This window comes from Amycolatopsis sp. H20-H5, assembly GCF_035828755.1.
In the GTDB taxonomy this organism is placed as follows: Bacteria; Actinomycetota; Actinomycetes; order Mycobacteriales; family Pseudonocardiaceae; genus Amycolatopsis.
This window is the reverse complement of record NZ_JAYMZS010000062.1, coordinates 37,630-47,077: the sequence shown is the minus strand read 5'-3', so window position 1 is coordinate 47,077 and position 9,448 is coordinate 37,630. Positions and strand designations below refer to the sequence as shown.

Annotated in this window: 9 protein-coding genes and 2 pseudogenes; 5 read left to right on the top strand and 6 right to left on the bottom strand. The window is 67.7% G+C overall.

The annotated features are described in order from the left end of the window. Window positions 1-262: pseudogene (locus QMK34_RS28860) on the top strand (ABC transporter ATP-binding protein); the annotation flags it as partial. A gap of 65 nt (window positions 263-327) precedes the next feature. Here QMK34_RS28860 and QMK34_RS28855 read toward each other — a convergent pair. Next, window positions 328-1,263 (bottom strand): hypothetical protein, encoded by a 936-nt coding sequence (locus QMK34_RS28855; RefSeq protein ID WP_326417649.1) that lies wholly within the window; start codon window positions 1,261-1,263, stop codon window positions 328-330. A gap of 229 nt (window positions 1,264-1,492) precedes the next feature. Here QMK34_RS28855 and QMK34_RS28850 point away from each other — a divergent pair, with 229 nt between their 5' ends. Next, window positions 1,493-1,696 (top strand): PspC domain-containing protein, encoded by a 204-nt coding sequence (locus QMK34_RS28850; RefSeq protein ID WP_326417648.1) that lies wholly within the window; start codon window positions 1,493-1,495, stop codon window positions 1,694-1,696. Window positions 1,697-1,887: 191 nt separating this feature from the next. After that, window positions 1,888-2,508 carry a class I SAM-dependent methyltransferase gene (locus QMK34_RS28845; protein ID WP_326417647.1) on the top strand — a complete coding sequence of 207 codons (621 nt, stop codon included), beginning with the start codon at window positions 1,888-1,890 and terminating at the stop codon, window positions 2,506-2,508. Here the strand turns inward: QMK34_RS28845 and QMK34_RS28840 are convergent. Continuing rightward, the gene (locus tag QMK34_RS28840) at window positions 2,429-2,686 is read right to left on the bottom strand and encodes a DUF397 domain-containing protein (protein ID WP_326417646.1); all 258 of its coding nucleotides are present in this window, start codon (window positions 2,684-2,686) and stop codon (window positions 2,429-2,431) included. The two genes, QMK34_RS28845 and QMK34_RS28840, sit on opposite strands and share 80 nt — an antisense overlap. 9 nt (window positions 2,687-2,695) lie before the next feature. Next, window positions 2,696-3,394, bottom strand: coding sequence for a TetR/AcrR family transcriptional regulator (locus QMK34_RS28835; protein ID WP_326417645.1), 699 nt, complete (start codon window positions 3,392-3,394; stop codon window positions 2,696-2,698). A 117-nt stretch (window positions 3,395-3,511) separates the two neighbouring features. On the opposite strand from QMK34_RS28835, the pseudogene QMK34_RS28830 reads away from it, so the two are divergent. After that, window positions 3,512-5,026, top strand: a pseudogene (locus QMK34_RS28830) (DHA2 family efflux MFS transporter permease subunit). A gap of 826 nt (window positions 5,027-5,852) precedes the next feature. On the opposite strand, the gene QMK34_RS28825 reads toward QMK34_RS28830, so the two are convergent. The 3 genes from QMK34_RS28825 to corA all read right to left on the bottom strand — a co-directional run bounded on the left by QMK34_RS28825 (window position 5,853) and on the right by corA (window position 8,605). Next, a complete protein-coding gene (locus QMK34_RS28825) occupies window positions 5,853-6,695 on the bottom strand; it encodes a chromosome partitioning protein ParB (RefSeq protein WP_326417644.1) in 843 nt (280 codons plus the stop codon). Then, window positions 6,692-7,342, bottom strand: a complete 651-nt coding sequence (locus QMK34_RS28820) for a metallophosphoesterase family protein (protein ID WP_326417643.1) — start codon at window positions 7,340-7,342, stop codon at window positions 6,692-6,694. The genes QMK34_RS28825 and QMK34_RS28820 overlap by 4 nt, the downstream gene beginning before the upstream one ends. Before the next feature lie 174 nt (window positions 7,343-7,516). Then, on the bottom strand, window positions 7,517-8,605 hold the full coding sequence (gene corA, locus QMK34_RS28815; RefSeq protein ID WP_326417642.1) for a magnesium/cobalt transporter CorA: 1,089 nt from the start codon (window positions 8,603-8,605) through the stop codon (window positions 7,517-7,519). 333 nt (window positions 8,606-8,938) lie between these two features. Between corA and QMK34_RS28810 the strand changes: the two genes are divergently transcribed. Then, entirely contained in the window at window positions 8,939-9,442 is a 504-nt protein-coding gene (locus tag QMK34_RS28810; protein ID WP_326417641.1) for a MaoC family dehydratase, read from the top strand. The last annotated feature ends 6 nt before the right edge of the window (window positions 9,443-9,448 follow it).

Below are 9,448 nucleotides of genomic sequence, written 5' to 3'. Positions count from 1 at the left end.
CGTCGACGTGCTGGAGTCGATGGGCTCGGAGAAGTTCGCGCACTTCACCATCGAGGGCGAGCAGGCGACGTCGTCCGAGCTCGCGGAACTGGCGGCGGACAGCGGTTCCTCCGACGTCCCCGGCTCGGAGTCGCAGATCGTGGCGAGGCTCTCGGCGTCGTCGACAGCGGCGGAGAACCAGGACCTGCAGGTCTGGTTCGACGCGGACAAGGTCAAGCTGTTCGACCCGGCCAACGGCAAGAACCTCACCTACGACGGCTGAGTTCCCATTGCCCCTGAAGGCCACCTTCACGGCGTTTTACGCCGTGAAGGTGGCCTTCAGGGGCATCAGGGCTTGGGCAGTCTCGGCAGCACGATTCCGGCGGCCTCGCGGGCCGCGCCGCACATTTCCTCGCCGCCCTTGCCCTCGACGTCGACCACGCTGATCTTGGCTCGTTCGACCCTGCCGGGCGCGCCGACCGCGGGCTGGTCCGTCCAGATCGTGCAGAAGGCGCCCTCGGTCGACCGCCTCGCCGTGCGGCCCTCGATTTTCTCCGCCTCGCCCTGGACGTTCGCGTCGTCCACCGACAGCGCCAGGCTCACCTTGCCGCGGATGCAGCTGTGCCCGGTGAGGCCCGGACTCGGCGCGGTGCCCGCGCCGCTCGCCGCGTCCAGCTCGTGCCCGGACAGCAACGAGCACGGATCCACCCGGCCCAGCGAATGTTCGCTGAAGGTCAGCCGCCCGACGCGCTTGCCCGCGACGGCGGCCAGCGCGCCCGCCACCATGGCGTCCGCCTTACCGCACCGGATCTCCGTCGACGTCGGCTTGTCCTGGTCGGCCACCGACAGCGTGAGCCGGATCCCGTCGGTGAAGGTGACCAGCCGGGTACAGAGCTGCTGGGCCTCGAACGTCGACTGCTGGACGCTGACGCCGTCGGGCAGCGCGCCGCGCTGGTACGCCTCGTACGGCTTCATGTTCGGATCGGCGCCTGAGCTGACCGGGCCGATGACCACGGCCAGCTTCGCGCCGTTGTCGGTCACCACTGCCCGGCACTGTTCGAACGAGGCCGCGGGTGGCTCGGCCACGGCACTTCCGCCCGCCACCGAGGGCAGGTCGAGCAGGCTGCAGTAGTCGAGGTTGGTGAAGTCGCCGAGCGCCGCCGAAGCGGTGAGCGGGTCGGCGTCGGGCGGCGACGCGGGTGCCGGTTCCGGGGTGGTGGCGCAGCCGGTGACGGCGAAGGCGCTACACAGGGCTACGAAAATGTAGCGGGAATTGCTGAGCACGCCTGAGTATCACCGCGAAGGCCCGAAATAACACCCCTGACAGGGAAAAACCACATTCCCGATCCCCGGCCCCCCGGTGAAGCCGCTGGTGGAACGGGTGCCATCGGCGGAATCGGGCAACGATCACTTCCGGCTCCCCTAGGGGGCGGTTTCGTTCCGTAGTGTGACGCGCTCGCCCGGCCGGGCACGAACAATGGACCTCGACGAAGCATTCAAGGAGGGGACGGAAATGAACCAGACCACGAACACCAGGCTCATGAGGTCGCAGCACGACAAGATGATCGGCGGGGTGTGCGCCGGCATCGGACGGCGCTTCGGTATTTCGCCGGGAAAGGTGCGGCTGCTGGCCGTGGTGTCCTGCCTGCTGCCTGGGCCGCAGTTCCTGCTCTACCTCATCCTGTGGGCCATCATGCCGAAGGACCCTGCGCACTGACGCACAACCCTGATCTCGAGGGCGATCTGGCGGTCCGCGCCCGTGAGCGCCTGCAGCGCGGGGGCTCCAGCCGCAGGCGCATTCACCCCGGGTCGGCCGTCCGCAGCCTACGACACGGACCTCTGCAAAGCCGCCGGCGGCGAAGCTTCGGCCTGCTCCTCGGAAGCTGATCAGCCAGTAGCGTCACCACGGTGACCGATCCCAAGGACATCGTCCGCTACGGCTACGACGCGCTCTCCTACCGTTACCGCGAGGACGACGCCGAAGAAGGTGATTACGCGCCCTGGATCGTCCAGCTGCGCGAGCGCGTCCCCGCCGGTGGCGCGGTGCTCGACGTCGGCTGCGGTTGCGGGATACCGATGGCCCGCTCACTCGCCCCGGACTACGCGGTGACCGGCGTCGACATCAGCGAAGTCCAGGTCGAGCGCGCCCGCCGCCTCGTGCCCGGCGCGACCTTCCTGCGCGACGACGTGACGCGGATCAGCTTCCCGGACGACGCGTTCGACGCCATCGTCAGCCTCTACGCCCTGATCCACCTCCCGAACGAGGACCAGCGGCAGCTGCTGCTCCGGGCGGGCCGGTACCTCAAGCCCGGCGGCTGGCTGCTGGCGATCACCGGCCACGACACGTGGACCGGCACCGAGGACAACTGGCTCGGCGGCGAAACCCTGATGTGGTGGAGCCACCCGGACGCGAGCGTCTACGAAGACTGGATCACCGAGGCCGGTCTGGTCATCGAGTCCCGCGACTTCGTCCCGGAGGGCGACAGCGGCCACGCCCTATTCTGGGCCCGCCGACCTCTGCCCGCCTGACCGCGACGGACTCGGGAAGCCGAGAGGAAGGCGCGCCAGGTGAACCCGGGGAGGTGAGGGCTGGACTGGTCGGGTCCTTGGAGTCGCGGACCTCGGGCACGAACGCGACCTCGACGCACGCGGTGTTCTCACCTTGACTTCTCGTGCTCTTGCGCCACCCGGCCTGGTCCAGGTCCACGGGGGAGGGTCAGCGTGGGATCCCGCTTCGATCACCGGATCGGGGGAGACGGAAGTTGCACATCGCGTCGTCGAGGGACTGCAAGTCCAGCGGCGGGTACGGCAGCTCCGAGGCCTTGCCCGGTTCGGCCCGCAGCCCGTCGAGGAGCAGGGCGAGGCAGCGTTTCCACACGTGCGTCTGGGTGACGTGCGTGTACTCGATGACCGAGCCGATCATCTGGTGGATCAGCGGGAGGTCGGTGGGCACGAAGTCGGCCCGCAGCTGCCCGGAGCGCTGCGCGCGCTCGACGACTTTGGTGATCATCGGCACTAACCGGGCCTTCGCCTCGGCCACTTGCTCGTGCCCGAACACGTTCGACAGCATCACCTCGCGCAGCCCGCGGTCGTCGGCGTGCAGCTCGGCCGCCTGCCAGGTGAAGTCGACGAAACCCTGCCAGGGGTCCGCCGCCTCCAGTGCCTGCTCGGCGAGCGCGCGGATCTCGTCCATCCGCTCGGCGAACATGGCCTCGACCAGCTGTTCCTTGCCGGGGAATCGGCGATAGACCGTGCCGACCCCGAGTCCTGCGTAGTGGGCGATGTCGTCCAGTGTCGCTTCGAGTCCACGCGAACCGAACACCACTCTCGCGGCGTCGATGATGCGTCGACGATTGAGCTCAGCATCCCTCCGCAGCGGCCGCGCCGGTGCGGCGGGAACAGTGTCCCGTGCCATAGGACCAGTCTAGCAAAGTAGAGGCGTGGTCTCCGCTTCTTGTGTAGCGTGGTCAACATAAGGGGAGACACCTACTCCACATAGTCTTTTGATCACACCCTGTGAGGACCCGCCGCCATGACAGAGTCATCCACCGCTGTCGCTGTGCCACCTGGGGATGTGGCCACCGCGCAGCACGAAAACCCCCATCACGCCCGGCGCTGGCTGATCCTCGTGGTGATCGGTCTCGCGCAGCTCATGGTCGTGCTCGACGCGACTGTGGTGAACATCGCGCTGCCGTCGGCCCAGATCGACCTCGGGTTCAGCGACGGCTCCCGCCAGTGGGTCGTCACCGCGTAAGCGCTGGCGTTCGGCAGCCTGCTGCTGCTCGGCGGCCGCCTGGCCGACCTCTTCGGCCGTAAGCGGCTGTTCCTCGTGGGGCTCGCGGGTTTCGCGATCGTCTCCGCGATCGGCGGCGCCGCGAGCAGCATCGAAATGCTGCTCATCGCCCGTGCCGCGCAGGGCGTCTTCGGCGCGCTGCTGGCGCCGGCCGCGCTTTCGCTGCTGACCACCACGTTCACCGATCCCAAGGAACGCGGCCGCGCCTTCGGTGTGTTCGGCGCCATCGGTGGTGGCGGTGCCGCGCTCGGCCTGCTGCTCGGCGGCGTGCTCACCCAGTACCTCGACTGGCGCTGGTGCATGTTCGTCAACATCATCTTCGCCGTGATCGCCTTCGTCGGCGCGTCGACCCTGATGAAGCACCAGGACGCACCGGGCCCGCGCCCGAAGCTCGACATCCCGGGCACGCTCACCGCGTCGATCGGCCTGTTCTCGCTGGTCTACGGCTTCTCGAACGCTGAGAGTGACTCCTGGTCCTCGGCCTCGGTCTGGGGCTTCCTGGCGGCGGGCATCGTCCTGCTGACCGCGTTCGTCGTGCTGCAGCAGCGCGTCTCCCACCCGCTGCTCCCGCTGCGGGTGCTGCTGGACCGCAACCGCGGCGGGTCGTACCTGGCGATGTTCCTGCTGGCGATCGGCATGTTCGCGATCTTCCTGTTCCTGACCTTCTACGTGCAGCAGAACCTGCACTTCACCCCGATCCAGAGCGGTGTCGCGTTCCTGCCGATGGTGGCCGCGCTGATGCTCAGCGCCACCACCGCGACGAGCGTCCTGCTGAACCGCGTCGGCCCGCGCCCCCTGGTGCCGACCGGCATGCTGATCGCCGGGCTGGGCATGTTCTGGCTCAGCGCGATCGACACCACCAGCACCTACTCCAGTGGCGTGCTGTTCCCGCTGATCGTGATGGGCTTCGGCATCGGCCTCGCGATGGCGCCCGCGATGAGCGTGGCGACCTTGGGCAACGAAGAGCGCGACGCCGGTGTCGCGTCCGCGGCGGTCAACACCGCGCAGCAGATCGGTGGCTCGATCGGCACCGCGCTGCTGAGCACCCTGGCAGGCAACGCCGCGACGTCATACCTGGTCGGCAAGAACCTGAGCCCGCAGGTGCTCGCGGAGGCGGCCGTCAACAGCTACACAACGGCCTTCGCCTGGGCGGGCGGCATCTTCATCGCCGGCGCGGTCGTCTGCGGCCTGCTGCTGCGCTCCGGCGCCCTGACACCGCCGGACCCGGACGCCCCAACGGCCGTACACATGTAACCCTCCCCAAGCGAGATGACGGCCGCATGACCAACGAAACGGCCACCACAGTTTCGCCGCAACCCGACCCCAACCCAGACCACCCAGGCCAACCACCACAGTTTCGCCGCAACCCCAGCGTCTTCCCGAGCCCTGCGAGGGAAGACTTCACCGCCGCGCGCCCTCTTTCACGGCCCGAAGGGTCGTCCAGAATCGCGACGGTACCCCGGCGCCTTGCGTGCTCAACGTGAGTTGCATACGAAGGTCGCGCCGGGGTGGCGGCGCGATTATGTAAGCGCGCTGGCCAAAAAACACAGGCTTCTAGACTGACCTCCGGACGCGACCCAACTTTCTGACGTAACCCCAAAAACCGTGGTCACGTCCTGAGACATGGTTAGAAGCCTGTGTTTTTTGGCCAGCGCGCTTCCGCGATTGCGCCGCCACCCCGGCCCCGACTCCTGCACGCACGCGCAGGTTGGTGGGGAAGGGGGGCCGGGGTACCGTCGCACTAGCGGGCGGCCTGGCGGCCGCAAAAGAGGGCGCGCGGCGTGAAGTCTCCGCTCGCAGGGCTCGCGGAGACCCTGTGGTCGGCGCGAACTGTTGTGGGCGGCTTGGGTGGGCATGTGTCGCGGTCGAGTGACGTGCGCTGGTGACGGGCGTGGTCGAGTCTTGGTGGTTGGTGATGGGCGGGGTCAAAGTCTTGGTGGTTGGTGACGGGTGTGGTCGAGTCTTGGTGGTTGGTGATGGGCGGGGTTGAGTCTTGGTGGTTGGGTCGGTGGTCTCGACTTGACCGGCGCGTGGGAATGTCACCCAGCTGGCCAAACCTTTGGTCAATCTTTCTGGTGCGTCAGTGTTTCGTCGTGCGGAGCGCCTCGATGACGTCGTCGTCCCAGCGGTGGGTGCGGATCAGGCGGTAGCGCTCGCCCGCCACCCACAGGTAGGCTTCGGCTTCGGTGCGGGAGCCGATCATGTCCGCCTGCCGCAGCATGTCCACCACCGGGACGTACTCCTCGTCGTGCCACCGCTGGGCCACCGCCGCGCGGTCGGAGAACTTGCCCTCGTCCTGCATGAGCCGGAAGCCCCAGGCTTCGATGTGCTCGCCGAGTTTCGCGTAGTCCCACGGATCGGTCACCAGCACCGACGCCCGCGCGTGCCCGGTCAGCGGCACCCGCTCCAGAAAGAGGCGCCGGTAGTCCTTGACGATCAGGTCGCCGCGGTAGCGGATGCCGCTCGGGTCGAGTTTCGTCCGCACGCCGATGACGTTCGCCTCTATTGTGGACAGTCCGAGGGCGTGGGCGACGGACACGCGGTGGTGGCCGTCGATGATGAAGTGCAGCTCGCCGATCCGGTACACCTCGATCGGCGGGATCTCCTCGCCTCGCCGCGCCGCCAGCGCGAGTCGCTCCCAGCGTTCGCGGACCCGGCCCGAGGTCGGGCGGAAGCGGCGGTCGAAGTCGCGGCCGCGGTCGACGCTGCCGACGATCGAGTCGAGCCGGATCACCCGCAGTCCGACCCGCGATTCGCCCTGGTAGCCGAGCGCGTCCACCACCTCGTGGAACGGCAGCATGATGTTGACGTCGTCGGGTTCGCCGCGCAGCCACTTCGCCAGCCGCGAAAGCACCTGACGTCGTCGTGCGCGCAGGAAGTCGGCTTCGGCGTCGGCCCTGGGAAAACCGGTGTCCCTGCTCATGCGAACTCCATGATCTGGTGGCCCACCACGTTGCGGATCCGGGTCCCGCCGACGACGCGGTCGGGCATCCGCTCGCCGTGTGGGTGGATGTGACCGTGCAGCATCCACTTCGGGCGCAACCGGTCGATCGTCCGGTGTAGACAGTCGAAGCCGCGATGCGGCGGGTCGTCGCGGTCGCCGAGACCCAGCGGCGGTGCGTGGGTCAGCAGGATGTCGACGTCGCGCCCGTCTCGCCAATGCCGGAAACCGGCGTGGCGCACCAGTTTCCGGGCCCGGCGCGCCTGCTGGCGCTGGGTCCACTGGTTCGGGCCGTCGTTGTAGCGGATCGAACCGCCGAGCCCGGCGACCCTGACCCCGGCGATGTCGACGATTCGCCCGTCGGCGTTCACCCCGCCCGCCGGGCCCGGCCACGCTGTCGGGAAACCGTCCTTCATGGACAGTCCCCCGTAGCGCGTGTAGCCGCTCAGGTCCGGATCGTGGTTGCCGGGGACGAACACACAAGGCGTGTCCAGTGCGCTGGCGAGGAACTCCAGATATTTGTACGGCAGGTCCCCGGCGCCGATGACGAGGTCGACCGAATAGCCGCGGACCGCGTCGGTCCACAGTCGCTCGTCGACCTCGTCGGCCACCACCAAAGCCCTGGGCATGGGCCCAGGGTACGGCCAACGGCGCTACTTCACGCTCGTCGCGGACGCCGGATCGTTGAGAATGATCGCGGTGACCGCCACGATCCAGACGAGACAGAGCGCGAGCGCCCAGAACTTGAGGTTGAACAGGATCCGTGGCATGGGAAAACTCCTGTACTGCTGCCGGGTGAAGGACTAGAGCCAGTCGTTCTTCCGGAATATTCGGTACAGCAGGAGGCAGACGCCGAGGATCACGGTGATCGTCAGCGGATAGCCGAACTTCCAGTGCAGCTCGGGCATGTAGTCGAAGTTCATCCCGTAGATACCGGCGATCATCGTCGGCACCGTGATGATCGCGGCCCACGCGGTGATCTTGCGCATGTCGGTGTTCTGCTGCAGCGAGATCTTCGCGACCGTCGCGTCGACCAGCGTGCTCAGCAGTTCGTCGAACGCGACCACGCGCTCGGACACCGTCGCGAGGTGGTCGGCCACGTCGCGGAAGTAGGAGCGGACCTGGTCGGGCACCAGCCGCGTGTAGCCCTCGGCGAGGCGCTCCAGCGGGATGCCCAGCGGCATCACCGCGCGGCGCAGTTCCAGGACTTCCCGCTTCATCAGGTAGATCTGCTCGGCGCTGACCAGCGAGCGCGGCGCGAAGACGTGGCCCTCCATCTCGTCGATGTCGGACTCGATCCGCAATGTGACGTCGAGATAGTGGTCGACCACGTGGTCGGCGATCGCGTGCAGGACGGCGGACGGGCCGAGGTTCAGCCGTTCGGGGTCCTCGTCCAGGCCACGGCGCAGGCGGGCGAGGCCGGAGTGGTTCCCGTGGCGCACGGTGATGACGAAGTCGCGGCCGAGGAACACCATCAGTTCCCCCGTTTCGACGATCTCGTTCGCCGTGGTGGGTGACTCGTGCTCCACGTACCGCACGGTTTTGAGCACCATGAACAGCGTGTCGTCGTAGCGCTCGAGCTTCGGCCGCTGGTGGGCCTCGAGCGCGTCCTCGACGGCCAGCTCGTGCAGGCCGAAGGTGTCCGCCACACCCTGGATCTGCTCGGCGTCGGGCTCGTGCAGGCCGATCCACACGAAGCCGTCACGACGCTTGCGGACCTCTTTGATCGCCTCGGAGTGCGTCCAGCGCCCGGACAGCCGTTCGCCGTCCACGTAGACGGCGCAATCCACCACGTACGCGGACAGGGGGACCGGCAGCGGACGCGGGAGCACGGGCTTGGCACGGCCGACACCGCGGCCGCGCAGGCCGCCGAGCGAGGGAATGGCAGGCATGGGAACTCTCCTGGGCTGATCGTCGTGCGTGTTCGTGCGCGAAGACGACGGGCCGGGCGGAGGGGAATCCGCTCGACCTACAGCGTTCCCTTGTGGCCAGGCCTACCCGGTGGGGAGGAGGAGACCGGCCTGCGAGGTGGGAACGCTGCGACTACTAGGGAGCGGACTATCACCACTACTCATCTGGGGTTCCTCACCTCCTTCCGGCCGGAGCACTACTCGACAGTGGCGGGGCTCGCGTTGACGTGCCAACCCCGATGGTCGAGGGTACTCCTCGACGTGAATGGGTGTCGCTCCAGGCTCTGGCGGCGTTACCGGTCCAGGAGGAATTGCGTGCAGTTCGGACGTTATTACGAAGAGTTCGAGGTCGGTGCCCTCTACAAGCACTGGCCGGGCAAAACGGTCACCGAGTACGACGACCACCTGTTCTGCCTCATCACGATGAACCACCACCCGCTGCACCTCGACGCGCACTATGCCGAGGAGACGACGGACTTCGGCAAGAACGTCGTCGTCGGCAACTACATCTATTCGCTGCTGCTGGGGATGTCCGTGCCGGACGTCTCCGGCAAGGCCATCGCGAACCTCGAGGTCGAGTCGCTCAAGCACGTGAAGCCGACCTTCCACGGCGACACCATCTACGGCGAGACCGAGGTGCTGGAGAAGACGCCGTCGAAGTCCAAGGACGACCGCGGCATCGTCTACGTGGAAACCCGCGGGTACAAACAGGACGGCACGATCGTGTGTGTCTTCCGGCGCAAGGTGATGGTGCCGAAGCGCTCGTACGGTGACACTCGGGGCGGGGAACAGCGGGGCCGGCCGACGCCCCACGCGTGAGCCGCC